Consider the following 16,050-nt stretch of genomic DNA (forward strand, 5'->3'; position numbering starts at 1 on the left):
TAAGTAGAGACTGTTTTTATTCTTTACCAGGAGATGATGAGATGACTAAGAGAAGTATTGAAACAAGATTAGCACAACTGGGAAACAACAGTGATGCGTCTACAGGGGCTATTAATCCGCCTATTTATCTGTCAACCGCCTATAAACATCGGGGGCTTAACCAGTCAACCGGGTACGATTACACCCGGACAAAAAATCCGACCCGCTATCTATTGGAAGAAGGTATCGCCAATCTGGAAGCGGGTGATCAGGGGTATGCCTGTAGTTCCGGAATGGCAGCAATTCAGCTAGTGTTTTCGCTGTTTCATTCCGGTGATGAACTCATTGCAACAGAAGATATCTATGGCGGTACATACCGGCTGCTCGATCATTATGCCGATCACTATCAGATTCAGACGTCTTATAGTGATTTTACCGACCTGGGCCAAACCGAGAGTCTCATCACGAACAACACGAAGGCGATTTTAATTGAAACACCGACCAATCCATTGATGCAGGAAGTTGATATCAAACAGATTGCCAAGCTAGCGAAAAAGCATCAGCTATTATTAATTGTGGACAATACATTTCTCACCCCGTACTTACAACGCCCATTGGAGCTGGGGGCAGATATTGTGATTCATAGTGCGACCAAATATATCGGCGGGCATAATGATGTGTTGGCCGGATTGGTGGCAGCAAAGGGTAACGAGCTTTGTGAACAATTAGCAACCATTCACAATGCCTCAGGGGCGGTGCTTTCCCCATTTGATTCATGGTTATTAATACGCGGGTTAAAAACTCTTTCGCTAAGGATGGAAAAACATCAGCAAAATGCCAGAGACATTGCTCATTTTTTACGCGAACAGGATGAAGTAGTGGATGTGCTTTATCCTGGTAAAGGTGGTATGCTATCGTTCCGTCTCCAACAAAGTGACTGGGTAGATCCTTTTTTACAGCAATTACAATTAATTACATTTGCCGAAAGTCTAGGTGGTGTGGAAAGTTTTATTACCTATCCGGCAACACAAACCCATGCCGACATTCCAATTGAAGAGCGGGTGAAGCGAGGTGTAGACGATCGGTTATTACGTTTCTCTGTTGGGATTGAACAGGCAGATGACTTAAAGCAGGATTTAAAACAAGCATTATCCGCTTTAGTCAAAGAACCGCAACTTGGATAAAGAGAAATTTCTTTCGGTTCTGGTTTTCTCTTAAAATAGGACAGACGGATCCTATCATCAGTTAATACAGAATAAAATTAACAGCCTGCAAACATTGGGTGCAGGCTGTTTTTATATTGGCGTTTATCCAGTCAGGCAAGCAAACATTAGACTGGCGGTAGTTATTTTTTTAGTAATCTCACGCTTTACTCTTCAATAAAACTCTTGTCAACGAAGGCACTAAAATCCGGTTGTTCCTTAAGAAACTGCAAATCGAAGGAAGAATCCCCAAATTCCTGAATCGTATCTTCATCAACGTCATACACGAAATTCGTGCGTTTCCAGGCGCTTTCCATCACATCACGTTCCATTTTTTGTCCGGTAATGTCATAAATACTTTGAATGGTTATATCAATCGCTTCGTCCTGATGCTCATTAATATAATCAATAGAAGCTTTATGGGCATCAACCATTTTTTGTACCAATTCCGGATTTTCTTCTTTCAATTCAGAACTAGTTACAAACACTGCGGCCGGTAATGTTTCTCCAAACGATACTTCATCGAAATCAAGTAGAACATTTGCCCCTTCCTTCAGTTCCAACATTGATCCCCATGGTTCCGGAGCTGCGGCAATGTCAACTTCCCCTTTCTCAAACATCGTCGTATATTGGGCTGGTTTGCCAGTAACATGTTTCATCTGGCCGCCAGTTCGGTTTGAGGTAATCCCCGCTTCCTTCATATAGGTTTCATACTGGACATCATGTGTACAACCTATACCCGGAGTAATAAATGTAGCGTCCTTAATATCATCTACGGTCTTGATACCACTGTCTTTTCGGGATAAAATGACGGTTCCACCAGTCGATGAACCTGCAACTACCTCAACGTCCACTCCGGAAATGTAATTATTCATTGCCGGTCCCGGTCCAACAAGCCCGCCTTGGATTTCCCCGGCTGCCAGTGCGGTCATAAATTCTCCACCATCCGGAAATGTCTGGTATTCTACATCCACATCATCACCAAGTTGTTTTTCATATAGTTGTTTTTCAATAGCCACCATTGCTGGTGCGTGATTTAAGTTTGGAAAATAACCGATGACAATTTTCTGTTTATCACCAGAAGATCCAGATGCAGAGGAATTGCCGCCGCATGCACTTAATAACAATAAAAACGCCCCAATGACGAAAACAGTTAACGTCTTTCTCATTTAAAGTCCCCTCTCTTTGTGTGGTTATCATGTTTTTTCGATGTTCATCCTAAAATCTATTATGCTGCTTTTTCCAACCCCCATCGTTTTAGTACTTTGTTTTCAATCCGCTGAAATAGCAGCTGATCTGCTACTGAGCCAATGATCCCAATAATAATGATAATACCATAACCAAACTCATATTATTGAAATCAGATGCGTAGGAAAGAGTATATCCCAATCCGGGACCAGTGCTTAATAGTTCGGCTGCCATTAATGCTCGCCAGCTGAATGCCCAGGCCAGGCGAACACCGGTTACGGCATGCGGGATCGATGCTGGTACAACAACTTTTAAAAATAAATCGAAGCCACTTGATCCCATCGTTCGTGCTGCTTGTAAATAGATGGGCGATACGTTTTTTACACCAGTTCGCATATTCATCGTCATCACAAAGGTTCCACCAATAACAACGACAAAAATAATCGATGTCTCCCCAAAGCCAAACCAGATAATCGCAAGCGGTACCCAGACAATACTAGGAACACTTTGGAGCGCCAAAATCATCGTGCCTAGGGTTTCATCTGCTGTTCTCACTGTTGCAAGCAGGAATCCAAGCCCGGCGCCGATTAGAATCGAGATGATCAGGCCGATGAATAAATGCCGAAAACTTGCCAATAAATCATAGACAAGCGTCATATCTAGTAATCCTGAATAGATGGCATTGAATACAGAAAGCGGACTTGGTATCATCGATTCAGGCCAAATGCCAAGAAGGACAATTCCCTGCCAAATGAAAAGGAGTAGAACAAAAAAGATGATTCGTTTAAAAACTACCGGCATAATCAAGTTCCTCCCGTATGACCTGGTCAATTTCTGTCTTCAAAATCCTCATGATTTTCTTTTCCCATTTCGCCATATCCTCCTGTCGTCTCGGGCGGTCAAGCTTGATCTGAAAGTCTTCAATCATCCTTCCCGGTCTTGCCCCCATCACCAGCACCCGGTCAGACAGTTTAATCGCTTCCCGGATACTATGGGTCACAAAAATAACCGTTTTTTTCGTTTCCAGCCAAATTTTTTCGACCTCGTCTTGCAAGACACTTCTCGTTTGCTCATCCAATGCAGCGAACGGTTCATCCATTAACAAAATTTGCGGATTCATGGCCAATACTCTGGCAATCGCCACACGCTGCTGCATTCCGCCAGAAAGTTCGTGTGGATAATGATCGGGAAATTTGCTGAGCTGTACCATTTGCAAATATTTATTCGCGATTTGTGATTGCTCCTGTTTACCGAATTTTTTTCGTAACGGGAACATGACATTCTCTTTGACACTTAGCCAGGGAAATAAAGCTGCCTCCTGAAACACCACCCCCCTATTCGGATCTGGTCCAATAATATTGTTCTTATCCAGGAAAATCGACCCTGATGTAGGTGTTTGCAGTCCGGCGATCAATGACAACAATGTCGACTTGCCACACCCGGACGGTCCGAGTAAAGAGACAAATTCCCCTTCATTGATGGTCAGTTGAATATTGTTTAATACAAGTAATGGTTCATTTTGTTTTTTTTGAAATTGTTTGGATACCCCATCGACATGTAATTCCACCCTGTAATGCCCCCTTTTTATATAGTCTATAATTCTGATAAAATTAGTAAGTTTAATGGGAATTAAAATGATTGTAGCATGGTTTTTATATTTTTCCAATAGGTGACTCGCCTATTTTTCAAAAAAACAGATAAAAATACTGTGAATTTGCTTGAAAAATTGATATTATAGAGTAAACCACTAGGAATTAAAGGGACAAGGAAATGATTCGGATCTGATTGAAATGCTGTTATTGATCGAGTTTGCACCTGGCTCGATCGAGTTTTATATGCTCTCGATCAACTTTGCATCTGGGTCGATCAACTTTCATGCGCTATCGATCAACTTAGCGCCCAGGTCGATCAACTTTCATGCGCTATCGATCAACTTTGCATTTGGGTCGATCGATGTAAAGCGTATTTTTTCAGTGATCCCGAAAAGTTCTTCTTATTAGCACATTGTGTAACTAACTTGAATTTCAACCATACTAATTCTAGCTTTGATGACTCGGTACTACTGGTGGATGAACCCCTTCAGCAGTTACATGCCAACAAAAATTCATGGATAAGGGAGTGACTTATGAATGAAAATCGCACAGGATATGACACAATTAATTGGGGATACACCCGTTGTGAAATTAAATAAAATTGTTCCTGAGGATGCAGCAGATGTCTACGTAAAATTGGAACAGTTTAACCCAAGTAAAAGCGTTAAGGACCGGGCAGCGTATAATATGATTAAAGTTGCGGAGGATCAAGGTGCCCTGAAGCCTGGAGCAACCATTATTGAACCAACCAGTGGCAACACGGGAATCGGCCTGGCCATGAATGCCGCGGCAAAAGGATATAAGGCCATTATGGTTATGCCGGATAACAGTACCGCAGAGCGAAAAAATATCTTGAAAGCGTACGGAGCCGAGGTAGTCCTCACCCATAGCGAAGAAAAGATGCCCGGTTGCATTAAAAAGGCTCTGGAACTACAAAAGGAAATTCCGGGAAGCTTTATTCCACAGCAATTTGAAAATGAAGCAAACGCCGATATTCACAGGACAACTACAGCGCTGGAAATTTACGAACAAATGAATAGCAAACTCGATGCATTCGTTTGTACAGCAGGAACCGGTGGAACAATTACCGGTACTGGGGAAGTTTTGAAAGAAAAAATTCCCGGGCTGACAATCACTGTTGCAGAACCTAAGGGATCCCCTGTCCTGTCGGGTGGCAAACCAGGCAAACATAAACTGGTTGGCACAAGCCCCGGATTTGTGCCGAATATCTTAAACACCGACATCTATGACGAAATTATGCAAATCGAGGACGAAGATGCCGTTAACATGTACCGTCAATTACCGCAACAGGAAGGGATTTTTATCGGTCTGTCCGGATCTGCTGCGGTGTATGCAGCCATTGAAGTTGCCAAACGATTAGGCAATGGAAAAAAAGTACTATCCATGGCGCCTGACAGCGGTGAACGTTACCTGAGCATGGACTTGATTTAATTAGGAATAGGGGCGTTCTTCTGTCCAAGCCAAAGGGAGAGCAAATGTTTATCGGCGATTTTTTTATCGTTTATCAACAATTCAACTACATTTATCAGCGGTTTTTGCGATTTTATCGACGAATAGGCGGTTTTCCAATTTATGGTGGGCGTCGAACCTGTCCTCGTGTCCCATTTTCGCTTGACATTTGATTAAGTTGCCCGTATAGTATGTATTAATAATTGAATAAATATTTGAATTTATTCTTATCCAGAGAGGTGGAGGGACTGGCCCTGGGAAACCTCAGCAACAGGCGTATGTACTGTGCTAATTCCAGAAGCGTAATGCTTGAAGATAAGAAATGCTTAAACACACGGTGCCAAGCCTCTTCTTATCGACAGTAAGAAGAGGCTTTTTGCTACCATATAATTTAAAATCCAAGTATACAGGGAGGAAAACAAAATGACGAAGCGTAGTTTGGAACAACGGTTAAAAGAAGGTACGGTTATTGCCGGGGAAGGATATTTATTTGAACTGGAGCGCAGGGGATATCTGCAGGCGGGCTCGTTCGTTCCAGAAGTCGCACTGGATAATCCAGAGGCATTAAAACAAGCTTACCGCGATTTTATGAATGCGGGATCAGATGTGGTACTGGCTTTTACCTATAATGCCCACCGTGAGAAAATGCGCATTATAGGTAAAGAAGAATTGTTGGAGCCATTAAACCGGAGTGCTATCCGCCTGGCAAAAGAGGTCGCCAAGGAACATCCGGTTGAAGAGGCGCTTGTCGCCGGAAATATTTCCAACACGAATATCTTTGACCCGAAAAATCCCGAGTCACAGGAACTAGTCCGCAGCATGTTTGCGGAAATGGTAACTTGGTGCAAACAAGAAGGGGTCGATTTCATTAATGGCGAAACATTTTATTATTATGAGGAAGCACTGATTGCATTGGAAGAAATCACTAAACAGGGCTTACCAGCTGTTATCACCTTTGGATTAATGGGCGAAAACATCTTGCGGGATGGCTACACGGTGGAAGAGGCCTGCAAACTTCTTTCCGAAAAAGGTGCACTCGTCGTTGGGATGAATTGTTTCCGTGGACCAAATACGATGCAGCCATACCTTGCCAACATCCGTCATAACGTTGATGGATATGTTGGAGGACTGCCAATCCCATACCGGACAAATGACGAACATCCGACCTTCTTTAACTTGCCAGATGGTGGGTGTAGTTGCCACTTACCATTGGAAACAACTTTCCCAACAGCACTTGATCCGCTCTATCATAATCGATATGAACTGGCGGAATGGGCCAAAGAGGCAAAAAGCATCGGCATCAATTATATTGGTTTATGCTGCGGAGCTTCACCTGCCATGTTGCGGGCAGTAGCGGAGGCAGCTGGCGTGGAAACCGTTAATTCCAAGTACTCCCCTAATATGGAAAAACACTTTTTATTTGGGAATGATGAGACATTGAAGAAGCATAATTTGGACTATCGGTTAAAGGCTTAACGGAAACTGAAAAACGTGAAAGGTCAGCCCCTCCCCGATTGGTGAGGACAGGCTGACCCTATTTCATCATTTAATATGCGTGGTAATGGGTAGTTATTTTATTTTCGCACCTGTCCATTCCCATAAATATAAAATTTACTTGATGTCAATGCACGCAATCCCATTGGTCCACGCGCATGCAGTTTTTGTGTGCTGATACCGATCTCCGCTCCATAGCCAAATTCAGCACCATCGGTAAATCTGGTCGAGGCATTATGATAAACAGCAGCTGCATCAACCAGCTGTAAAAATTGCTTGGCATGCTCGTTATCTTCCGTAATGATCGCCTCCGAATGTTTCGTGCCATAATGATTAATATGCTCAATCGCTGCTGTACATGAGTCAACCTGGTTCACACTGATACAAAGACCAAGATATTCCGTATACCAGTCTTCTTCAGTTGCGGGTTTTGCTTGGGAAAAGGCTGCACATACCGCTTCATCCCCATGGATCTCCACACCATTTTCAGCCAGCTTTTCTAACAGGCTTACACCGTTTTGCTTCAGCCACTTTTCATGAATGATTAGTGATTCAATCGCGTTACAAACGGATGGGCGTTGTAGCTTGGCATTTAAGACAATCGCTTCAGCCATCTTAGGGTCAGCTGCTTCGTCAATATAAATATGACAGTTACCAGCACCAGTTTCGATGACTGGTACAGTGGATTCACGTACAACGGTATCAATTAAATTCTTACCGCCGCGAGGGATTAGCACATCCAGGTAATCATTTAAATGGAACAATTCTTTGGCTGTTTCCCTGCTTGTGTCCTCGATTAACTGTACCGCATCAACCGGCAAAGCACTGTTGGCAAGTGCATGGCGAATGACTGCAACAAGTGCCTGATTGGAAAATTTAGCGGAAGAACTTCCTCTTAGAATAACAGCATTTCCGGTTTTTAACGCCAGGGTTGCGGCATCGACTGTTACATTTGGTCTTGCTTCATAAATCATCCCGACGACACCGATCGGAACGGATTTCTTTTGCAGTTGCAGACCGTTTTCTTTTTCAATGATCTCCAGCGTTTCTCCAAGCGGATCTTTTTGTAACACTAATTGCCGGATGGCCTGTGCCATATCGTTTACTCTGGCTTCATTCAGCATGATTCGATCAAGAATGGCATCAGACAACCCTTTTTCTTTCCCTTGTTCAATATCTCGTTCATTTTCCACCAGGATGACCGACTTTTCACCCAAAAGCTGATCGGCAATTAATTCCAACGCTTGATTCCGTTCTTCAGTCGTTGTACCTGTCAATGCAAAACTTGCTTTTTTGGCAGATTGCCCTTTTTGTCTAACCTCATTCACAAAATCCCCTCCCCTATTTTTGGTGTCTTGACCCAGCCATCACGATGAATCACCTCGACAAATGGCACAATGGATGTCTTTCCTTCAATGACTTGTTGCAGTTCTTCGGATGAACAGTTTACCTCGCCTTTTCCGAGCAAACCTCTGGAACCATAGACCTCTACCACATTTCCTTTTTGAAACGATCCGCTCAACTTGAAGACTCCAGCAGGTAATAAACTTTTTCCGTGAAAGAGAATCGCTTCTTCGGCTCCCTGGTCAACGTAAATGTTTCCCACTGCTTCCGAGTGCAAGGCAATCCATTGTTTTCTTGTGTTGATCGATCTTACGGAATGACTGGTAACATAGGTGCCATCCCCATTTCCATCTAACACTTCCAGCAGTTTGTTTTTGCCTGCTCCCCGGCCAATAAACACGGGGACACCGAGTGAAGTTGCTGTTTTCGCTGCTAGCAGTTTGGATCTCATTCCACCCGTCCCCACGTTGGATCCTGCTTCACCGGCATTGGCTAACATACCCTCAGTAATCGTATCCAGCATATCAACGCGTTTCGCTTGGAAATTGGTGTTTGGATTGGCATCATAAAGCCCGTTAATATCGGTCAAAATCATTAACTGATCAGCATGTACAAAGCCACTGACAAGTGCGGATAACATATCATTATCACCAAAGGTCAATTCTTCTGCCGATACCGAGTCATTCTCATTAATAATTGGTACCATCCCTCGCTCCAACAGTTCTTCCATCGTTGCGAAGGCATTCCTGTAACGCTCCCGGCTGGAGAAATCACTGCGGGTTAGTAAAATTTGTGCCGGTGTCAGGTGATAGTGAGCAAATCTTTCCATATAGGATTGGATTAACAGACTTTGCCCAACTGCTGCTGCCGCTTGTTTCCCTTTGATCGTCACTGGTCTTGTGAGATAACCCAATCCGGAAAAACCTGCCGCGATTGCTCCGGATGAGACAAGTATTACCTCGTGACCAGCTTTTCTAAGTGCAGCAATGGCGGCCACATGATCAGCCAATTTTTCATGATCAATTTGCCCTTTATTATTGGTTAACGAACTACTGCCAATTTTTACCACAATACGTTTTTTGCTCATTCGATTACACCTACCCTTGAACATCCTTTTTTGGAATACAAAAAACCCTCCCGTCCTTAAAAAATAAAAGGACGAAAGAGTTTATACTTCCGCGGTACCACCCATTTTGAATGTTTGCACATCCCGCTTTTCTTCAATAACGCTGAAGGGGGCGCCCATGGATTAGATGGGACTCGGAAGGCAGGTTCTATGACTTGACGGTGACGAAATCTCCCAGCTTATCAATCTCGCTCTCTAACACCCCAGGGGTCATATACTAATCCTTCGTTGACGTTCTTTATTATTATTTCTATTATGAACAGGAACCTTCTCCATGTCAAGAGCAGGGCGCAATGTTCTTCATATTCCCACTAATCCTGATCAACGACCTCGTTTTCCATCTTCCCGATCTGATCAATTTCCAAGGTTACCACGTCCCCTGCTTTAAGAAATTGTGGCGGATCCATCGCAACCCCGACGCCATTCGGTGTACCCGTCATAATGATATCCCCCGGTTCCAATGTAATAAAATCGCTGATAAACTCAAGCAAAAACGGAATATCAAAAATTAGTTTGTTTGTATTAGAATCTTGACGTTTTTCGCCATTCACAAACGAGCGAATAGACAGGTTATGCGGATCACGAATGTCGTCTGCGGTTACCACCCATGGTCCGATTGGTGTGCTTCGATCATGTGTCTTACCCTGCAGCCATTGTGGGGTTCGTTTTTGCAGATCCCGTGCTGACGTATCATTGCCAATTGTGTACCCCGCCACATAATCCAGGGCTTCTGCTTTCGTAATCTGTGATGCTTCCTTTCCAATCACAACCGCTAATTCCACCTCATAATCCAGTTTATTGGTAACCTTGGCCTTTTCAATTGCGTCTTCAGGGCCAATTAATGCATTTGGAAATTTCGCAAACAAGACCGGAATCTCCGGGATATCACTTTTCATTTCCGCTGCATGATCCGCATAATTTTTGCCAACGCAAATAATTTTGGACGGTTGGGAAATCGGTGTACCTAAGTTCACTTCTTGTCGATCATATAACTTCATCTCATCTGTATGTACGGATATATACTCATAGGCCTTTCGCGCTTGATTCAATGTAAATTCACCCATGGAAAAAAAGTCATTCGGATCGGTGGGAAGCAGGTTTTCCAATACCCTCAGTCTGCCATAATCATGATTGGATTGTAATAACGCCCGCAATCCTTCCTGTAAGTCTGCTACTCTGCCATCAATCATACAACCGATTCGATACGCACCTGGTTTGTTGTTAAACTTATAGCTTACTAATTTCATTTCAACCACCTCGTTAATTATTTACGATATTCAGTTTGGCACGCGTTACCCGCATCAAAATGGACATGATTAAGGATCAGCCTTTATACTGGTATTAAAAACAATGGAGGTAAAAATAATGGAAAACTGGGAACGGCAAGTGGCCCGGATTTTAGGAGTGCCAACTACCGATATCATGGAAAATTATTATGGAAAAAACCAAGCCAATGCATTACAGGTCAACGAAGAACAGCTTCTTACATTCTATGATTATTTACGTGACGAACTGGCCTTTCCTTTTGCGGCAACTTATCAAACAAACGGCGTATCAACTCAAACTTCTGCAATTACCTGTATCAAGCTGGAACCGGAAATACAGGTAGATGTTTCGTACGGGATCAGGATAGAATGTGAAAAAGAAGGAGAAAAACTGATCCTGCCATTGACTGCGATCATCGCGGATAAGAAAGATACGAATTATTCTCCAATTCAGCTTTATCAAACATGGGTGCAGAAATACAAGTAAAAGGTTAGCCTGCTTGCCAAGTATCCTCTTTACTAGCCCTAATGTGAAAAACCATTTCTTCACCCTGCTGTACCTGTTCTACTTTGCCAATTGATTCCAAATAGATTAGCCGGGTTAGAATCGCCATAAAGGAACTCATTTCGAGACCCGGAGAGATCGTTCCATATACTTCATCACATACTTGCTGTGCCGTTCGATACTGTTTGTTTTCCATAATTTTCAATACTTGTTCCAGTCGATGATCATGCCGATCCCTAATCTCATTTACCCGGCCCTGGAACCGGTCAATGGTTTCACCATGTCCGGGCAGAGCAATATTGGTTGGGTAGCCGGCCATCAGCTTTAATGATTGGTAGTAGTCATGAAGCGGATTTTCTTCCCTGCCTGCCCACAAACCAATAACCGGGGAAACATGTTGTAGGACATGATCACCAACAAGCATGATTTGACTGTCCGGCTGATAAAAACAGAAATGATCTGGTGCGTGCCCTGGCGTCCAAATCGCTTCATATTTTTTATTACCTAATTGAAGGTGCTGACGGTTTCTATAGATCCCATCCGGTTCAAAATCGTAAATAAATGAATTATCTGCTTGTCTGGCAGGCTTGGGTCCTCCATGTTTTTGGACTAAATGAATCAACCGTTCGTTTGCATCAATTGTACAAAAATACTGCATTTCCTGATACCCAAGATCAGATACAAATACAGGCACACCAACCTGTTGTTGAAACCACTTCGCCAGCCCAATATGATCCTGATGGGTATGCGTTAATACGACTTTGTTGATCTTGATTCCTGTTGCCAACACCTGTTTCCAAATATTTAACGCTTCCTGTGCATATACGCCTGTATCAATAACCGTATAGCCATTATCCCCCTCCAGCAAATAACAGTTGACTTCCCCCATACCTCCCGGGAAACGAACGACTAATTTTTTTATCCCTTCCGCAACTTGCTCCAACATGTCACTTTCCCCTTCTATTTACCCAAAATTTCTAAATTATAATAAGTTTACCCGTTAATGAAACGGAATGCAAAGACAATGCTCCCTTCGTATTTTTTAAAAAGGCGGCCACCAACATGTTTGGTAACCGCCTTCTGTTTATATTTTTCCTACATAAATTGTTTAAAAGTTGTCCGCTCTCTTCAAGCGGTTTCCATCGTTTGTCGAGCAGATTTGACCTTTGTTTAGCGGTCCCCGCAACTTTTAAATCTCCTTCCCTCACACCATTCTACTTCCAAATAGATTGATATTTTTTCCGATACTTGTCCGATTCTTCAGTTTCAATTAAATCCAAAGCGATATGTTTAATGAACGGATCCTGTACTTGATCATACAAATTTTTCAGAGACTGGATGATATCATAGCGAATCAAAGTATAGTTTTTTTCTTGTGTACATTTTTCAAATCTTGTCGTAAAGTGATGCACAACCATTTCCTTTTGTGTTTTGCCCGCAAGACCGACTTTCCAAATGGATTGAAGACTATGTCGGGCAGTAACAATTTTTTTATCCTTCGTCACTTCCCACAATGTCGGAAAGTCTGTTAACATTCGCTTGTCGGGATCACTTATCGCCAAATGAGCTAAGAACTGTGCTGATCTTGACCTTTTATACGGATCTGGGTCGGTTAAATCGTCTTTTAACTGATCCCATACTTCATAGGACCAGCCCACTTTCGCGTTCGTTGCCACCAATATATGGAGATACGCCTCGTACTGGACATTTTTATCCTGCGACTGCAACGCATCAAAATGGGATTGTATATGAGGATCCATACGCAACATTCCTTTTTCAGTTACTTTTACTTCTTATCCGCCAAAGCTTCCTTTAAATTTTCCAACTCTTCTTTGGTTAGCGTCACACCTTTTCCCATTTTTTCCTTATCAGGCGCCCAATCCCGGATATCATATTTCGGATCACGACCATTCCAGCTAATGAAGTTCAATTCCTTCGTCCAACCTTTTGGGGATTCGGAAAGTACTGCAATCGTTTCAATGATTTCGTATTTAATATCTGCCATCTTAAAACCTCCATCATGTTTGGATATTTTCATTATAAAGGATCACACATATAACACAAATCAGCAAAATTTATTTTTGAGGGTTAAAATAAATCCAAAATTCGACACGCATATCATATTTTGATCAAATCTTTTAGCGGATCCCTCCTATTTTTCAATTTTAAAGCCAAAAATAAAAAAATAGACTTTTTTGATATTGTCCCTAAATCATATCTTCTGCTCCGAACAAACTTTTTTATCCCAAACGACTACTAACATTTATCCTTTTTTCGAATGGCTGGCTACCTAAACAGCCATACTAAGAAAAACGTTGGATAAGGAGTGGTCGATATGGGTGAATACAGTCATTTTCGCTTTGGACAAAAGGCACCAAATAACGGTATCTATCGGGAAATTGGTGAAACAGGCAACAATGTCAATGATCCAAAAGTTGTTAAATTAAAAGCAGGCGAGAAATTTCCACAGAACTCAAATCACGACCGGGTTTGGACATATGAGAAAGGATAAATGGGATTTCAACCATATGAATGGCGGTGAGGCACTATTCATATGGTTGCCCGCTTCACAAACATCGAGCCTAAGATTTCAGTGCTCCTCAGAAATAATAGGTTACGTATACTAACAAAAACAGGAACCTCAATGAGTGAGATTCCTGTTTTTTCAAGTTGGCTGTTTAATTCTTTACCGAAAGTAACAGGCTTCAATACTTTATGCCTACAAGTTCTTAAAAAACAACCTTATCACATCCGCACCACCAATAAACGTTCCCAGCGAGCTTCCCAGATTCGCCAGGACGACAATTAACAGAATACGCGTAACTTTGTTATGCCAAAAACCTTTAAAGCTGAACACATCTTCAGACAGATTTTCGAAATCACTAACGTGCGGCCGGCGGAAATAGGCCTGAACAATGCCAGCAAACCACCCCGCAGCGATAAAAGGATTTAGCGAGGTAATGGGCGCTGCAATAAACGCGGTAATAATGGCGAGCGGATGTCCCAGGGCAATGATCGCCCCGAGTGCTGAGAATGAACCATTCCACAAGATCCAGCTAATGGTTTGTTGCCACCCGGCAGCCGGATTCGCCAAAAAAGTATAAACAATCAATGCAATAATCAGTATTGGTATCGACCAGCCAATAATTTTAGGCGCTTTTGATTTGGGTGGACGTTCCGATAATTTTTTGAGATCATGTTCTTTATATATTTCCTTTGTGATTCCAGGAACATGAGCTGCACCAAGGACGGCAACGATTTTTTTGCCCGGTGCGTTTTTTATTTTCTGGGCCAAATACTGGTCACGCTCGTCAATTAATGGTGTTTTTAACCTGGGAAAACCCTCGGTAAAGTCGTTTAGAATCGTATCGATGGTATCCCGGTTCTTCATCTTTTCCAATTCTTCTTCGCTAATACTTTCTTTGCTAAAAATACTGCCGATAATTTGTGTCAGTAGGGTCGCTTTCCCTTTAAAACCAATGCTTCCCCAGATCCGGGAAAAGGTAATTTGAATATTCCGATCTGCTAGTACCAGCTCTGCATCAGTCTCTTCAGCTGAACGGATGCCTTGAATCATTTCTTGCCCCGGATTGATACCGAATTGTTTGGCCATCCGCCGCTGAAATGAGGAGATAGCTAGATTCATTAAGAGCAATGTTGCTTTTTTGTCCTTAATCACTTGAAAAATATCGGTATCCTTCCACTTATTTCCTTCCATAATGGATTGGTAGCGTTGCTCATCCAATTCGATGCAAACGGAATCGGGCGCCTCTGCCTCAATCACATCTTTAACCTGTTCTGCACTGTGTTTGGAAACATGGGCTGTACCGATCAATATGAATTCCTTATCGTCTACAGTAAGTCTTGTTATATTTTCCTCCGACATGGTTACCTTCCTTCTACGTTCAGCATGAAACATAATTGTAATTACTATTATAATCATAAACCAGATGGAAGGAAATTAGAATGAATAATTTTGGTTTAACAATGGAACTAACTAATTGGCAATTCGACAAAAGACAATTCCTTCTTTTTTGTGCTGCTTACATGAATCTGTCTATCATGCAAGTGAACAATCCAATCCTGATGATAAGGACTGCAAATCATGAAAATGTTGCTTTTTTGACTTTTACGTATGTTTTTAACCCTGTTTCCTTCTCATCAACGCCATTGCCAAAAAGCCTGCTCCAACACCAATCGTTCCGCCAGCACCCGGGTTAACGGCAAGCATACCGATCCCCGATCCAAGGACAACGCATCCCACGAAGGCTAATCCATCACTTCCATTTTTCATGTTTTCCCCACCTTTGCTTATTCAATTTTTTTCAGTTAATTCAACTTGTTATATATATATACGAACAAACAACGAATTAGTTTCGTGTAACAATGGACGAGCTGTTCAAAACGGTAAAATAAAAACTAAACTGATTTGAAATAACCAGTTTAGCTTTCATACTTCTTTTTCCGCCTTCGCTTTTCCATGACTTTGCGAATCACCGGATAAATAACCGGGCCATATTTGATTAACATCCTGATAATACGTTTGATTGCCATCTCCTCCAATACCGGGCAGTTATTTATATACTTCCGCTAATTGGAGGATTTATGAATCGGTTAAAGGGTCCTTATCGATAACTTTTTTCTTTTAAATCACATCTAAAAAGCATAAATAGAAATATATTAGGCACCTTTCGAAACTAATCAATGTTTGGTTTAATTCACTCACCTGTATAGGATACAATACGCTTTAAAAGAGTGGAAATCCAGCTCGCACCCTTAAGGATGCGACTGGTGATAAAAAAGGTTCGGATACAATGGGGATATTTCAATCCACGCACCCATAAAGAATGCGACAGCGATTTCTCGCAAAAACGGCTAAAATAAG

Annotated in this window: 16 protein-coding genes, 1 pseudogene and 1 riboswitch; of the genes and pseudogenes, 6 read left to right on the top strand and 11 right to left on the bottom strand. The window is 42.2% G+C overall.

From position 1 onward, the window contains the following. The first annotated feature begins 41 nt into the window (after positions 1-41). On the top strand, positions 42-1,163 hold the full coding sequence (locus ABRT01_RS05815) for a methionine biosynthesis PLP-dependent protein (protein ID WP_269409814.1): 1,122 nt from the start codon (positions 42-44) through the stop codon (positions 1,161-1,163). Positions 1,164-1,348: 185 nt separating this feature from the next. Here the strand turns inward: ABRT01_RS05815 and ABRT01_RS05820 are convergent, their stop codons facing one another. From ABRT01_RS05820 to ABRT01_RS05830, 3 genes and pseudogenes are all read right to left on the bottom strand, one after another. Continuing rightward, entirely contained in the window at positions 1,349-2,350 is a 1,002-nt protein-coding gene (locus tag ABRT01_RS05820) for an aliphatic sulfonate ABC transporter substrate-binding protein (RefSeq protein WP_367746538.1), read from the bottom strand. 59 nt (positions 2,351-2,409) lie between these two features. Continuing rightward, positions 2,410-3,170 (bottom strand): annotated as a pseudogene (locus ABRT01_RS05825) (ABC transporter permease). Then, complete coding sequence (locus ABRT01_RS05830; protein ID WP_367746539.1) at positions 3,154-3,936, bottom strand: ABC transporter ATP-binding protein; 783 nt, start codon at positions 3,934-3,936, stop codon at positions 3,154-3,156. The pseudogene ABRT01_RS05825 and the gene ABRT01_RS05830 overlap by 17 nt, the downstream one beginning before the upstream one ends. A 223-nt stretch (positions 3,937-4,159) precedes the next feature. Between ABRT01_RS05830 and ABRT01_RS05835 the strand changes: the two genes are divergently transcribed. From ABRT01_RS05835 to ABRT01_RS05845, 3 genes are all read left to right on the top strand, one after another. Then, positions 4,160-4,369, top strand: coding sequence for a hypothetical protein (locus ABRT01_RS05835; protein WP_367746540.1), 210 nt, complete (start codon positions 4,160-4,162; stop codon positions 4,367-4,369). A 129-nt stretch (positions 4,370-4,498) separates the two neighbouring features. Then, positions 4,499-5,413 carry a cysteine synthase A gene (cysK, locus tag ABRT01_RS05840; RefSeq protein WP_367746541.1) on the top strand — a complete coding sequence of 305 codons (915 nt, stop codon included), beginning with the start codon at positions 4,499-4,501 and terminating at the stop codon, positions 5,411-5,413. A 242-nt stretch (positions 5,414-5,655) separates the two neighbouring features. Next, a riboswitch (SAM riboswitch) is annotated at positions 5,656-5,753 on the top strand. A gap of 101 nt (positions 5,754-5,854) precedes the next feature. Next, positions 5,855-6,907, top strand: a complete 1,053-nt coding sequence (locus ABRT01_RS05845) for a homocysteine S-methyltransferase family protein (RefSeq protein WP_367746542.1) — start codon at positions 5,855-5,857, stop codon at positions 6,905-6,907. A gap of 98 nt (positions 6,908-7,005) precedes the next feature. Here ABRT01_RS05845 and ABRT01_RS05850 read toward each other — a convergent pair whose 3' ends face one another. The 3 genes from ABRT01_RS05850 to ABRT01_RS05860 form a co-directional block, all read right to left on the bottom strand. Beyond that, a complete protein-coding gene (locus ABRT01_RS05850; RefSeq protein WP_269409820.1) occupies positions 7,006-8,253 on the bottom strand; it encodes a glutamate-5-semialdehyde dehydrogenase in 1,248 nt (415 codons plus the stop codon). Beyond that, a complete protein-coding gene (proB, locus tag ABRT01_RS05855) occupies positions 8,250-9,356 on the bottom strand; it encodes a glutamate 5-kinase (protein WP_269409821.1) in 1,107 nt (368 codons plus the stop codon). Before proB ends, ABRT01_RS05850 begins: the two co-directional genes overlap by 4 nt. Positions 9,357-9,706: 350 nt before the next feature. Beyond that, complete coding sequence (locus ABRT01_RS05860; RefSeq protein WP_367746543.1) at positions 9,707-10,642, bottom strand: fumarylacetoacetate hydrolase family protein; 936 nt, start codon at positions 10,640-10,642, stop codon at positions 9,707-9,709. A gap of 118 nt (positions 10,643-10,760) precedes the next feature. On the opposite strand from ABRT01_RS05860, the gene ABRT01_RS05865 reads away from it, so the two are divergent. After that, complete coding sequence (locus ABRT01_RS05865) at positions 10,761-11,147, top strand: calcium-binding protein (protein ID WP_269409823.1); 387 nt, start codon at positions 10,761-10,763, stop codon at positions 11,145-11,147. Positions 11,148-11,151: 4 nt separating this feature from the next. Here ABRT01_RS05865 and ABRT01_RS05870 read toward each other — a convergent pair whose 3' ends face one another. The 3 genes from ABRT01_RS05870 to ABRT01_RS05880 form a co-directional block, all read right to left on the bottom strand. Beyond that, entirely contained in the window at positions 11,152-12,111 is a 960-nt protein-coding gene (locus tag ABRT01_RS05870) for an MBL fold metallo-hydrolase (RefSeq protein WP_367746545.1), read from the bottom strand. A 268-nt stretch (positions 12,112-12,379) separates the two neighbouring features. Next, on the bottom strand, positions 12,380-12,925 hold the full coding sequence (locus tag ABRT01_RS05875) for a hypothetical protein (protein ID WP_367746546.1): 546 nt from the start codon (positions 12,923-12,925) through the stop codon (positions 12,380-12,382). A 26-nt stretch (positions 12,926-12,951) separates the two neighbouring features. After that, a complete protein-coding gene (locus tag ABRT01_RS05880; protein ID WP_367746547.1) occupies positions 12,952-13,170 on the bottom strand; it encodes a YdbC family protein in 219 nt (72 codons plus the stop codon). Positions 13,171-13,500: 330 nt separating this feature from the next. Here ABRT01_RS05880 and ABRT01_RS05885 point away from each other — a divergent pair, with 330 nt between their 5' ends. Next, complete coding sequence (locus tag ABRT01_RS05885; RefSeq protein ID WP_269409827.1) at positions 13,501-13,677, top strand: YjzC family protein; 177 nt, start codon at positions 13,501-13,503, stop codon at positions 13,675-13,677. Positions 13,678-13,884: 207 nt separating this feature from the next. On the opposite strand, the gene ABRT01_RS05890 is transcribed toward ABRT01_RS05885, so the two are convergent. Both ABRT01_RS05890 and ABRT01_RS05895 read right to left on the bottom strand, forming a co-directional pair. Further along, complete coding sequence (locus tag ABRT01_RS05890) at positions 13,885-15,051, bottom strand: TraB/GumN family protein (RefSeq protein WP_367746548.1); 1,167 nt, start codon at positions 15,049-15,051, stop codon at positions 13,885-13,887. Between the two features lie 255 nt (positions 15,052-15,306). After that, a complete protein-coding gene (locus tag ABRT01_RS05895; RefSeq protein ID WP_367746549.1) occupies positions 15,307-15,459 on the bottom strand; it encodes a hypothetical protein in 153 nt (50 codons plus the stop codon). Positions 15,460-16,050 lie beyond the last annotated feature (591 nt).

It is taken from the genome of Lentibacillus sp. L22 (assembly GCF_040812445.1).
In the GTDB taxonomy this organism is placed as follows: domain Bacteria; phylum Bacillota; class Bacilli; order Bacillales; family Amphibacillaceae; genus Lentibacillus_C; species Lentibacillus_C daqui.

What these genes read in the sequence shown, in the direction of transcription:
- ABRT01_RS05880 (WP_367746547.1), bottom strand. Translation starts at nt 13,170, where the DNA reads ATGGCAGATATTAAATACGAAATCATTGAAACGATTGCAGTACTTTCC.
- ABRT01_RS05885 (WP_269409827.1), top strand. Translation starts at nt 13,501, where the DNA reads ATGGGTGAATACAGTCATTTTCGCTTTGGACAAAAGGCACCAAATAAC.
- cysK (WP_367746541.1), top strand. Translation starts at nt 4,499, where the DNA reads ATGAAAATCGCACAGGATATGACACAATTAATTGGGGATACACCCGTT.
- ABRT01_RS05815 (WP_269409814.1), top strand. Translation starts at nt 42, where the DNA reads ATGACTAAGAGAAGTATTGAAACAAGATTAGCACAACTGGGAAACAAC.
- ABRT01_RS05845 (WP_367746542.1), top strand. Translation starts at nt 5,855, where the DNA reads ATGACGAAGCGTAGTTTGGAACAACGGTTAAAAGAAGGTACGGTTATT.
- ABRT01_RS05820 (WP_367746538.1), bottom strand. Translation starts at nt 2,350, where the DNA reads ATGAGAAAGACGTTAACTGTTTTCGTCATTGGGGCGTTTTTATTGTTA.
- ABRT01_RS05860 (WP_367746543.1), bottom strand. Translation starts at nt 10,642, where the DNA reads ATGAAATTAGTAAGCTATAAGTTTAACAACAAACCAGGTGCGTATCGA.
- ABRT01_RS05865 (WP_269409823.1), top strand. Translation starts at nt 10,761, where the DNA reads ATGGAAAACTGGGAACGGCAAGTGGCCCGGATTTTAGGAGTGCCAACT.
- ABRT01_RS05890 (WP_367746548.1), bottom strand. Translation starts at nt 15,051, where the DNA reads ATGTCGGAGGAAAATATAACAAGACTTACTGTAGACGATAAGGAATTC.
- proB (WP_269409821.1), bottom strand. Translation starts at nt 9,356, where the DNA reads ATGAGCAAAAAACGTATTGTGGTAAAAATTGGCAGTAGTTCGTTAACC.
- ABRT01_RS05875 (WP_367746546.1), bottom strand. Translation starts at nt 12,925, where the DNA reads ATGGATCCTCATATACAATCCCATTTTGATGCGTTGCAGTCGCAGGAT.
- ABRT01_RS05870 (WP_367746545.1), bottom strand. Translation starts at nt 12,111, where the DNA reads ATGTTGGAGCAAGTTGCGGAAGGGATAAAAAAATTAGTCGTTCGTTTC.
- ABRT01_RS05895 (WP_367746549.1), bottom strand. Translation starts at nt 15,459, where the DNA reads ATGAAAAATGGAAGTGATGGATTAGCCTTCGTGGGATGCGTTGTCCTT.
- ABRT01_RS05835 (WP_367746540.1), top strand. Translation starts at nt 4,160, where the DNA reads ATGCTGTTATTGATCGAGTTTGCACCTGGCTCGATCGAGTTTTATATG.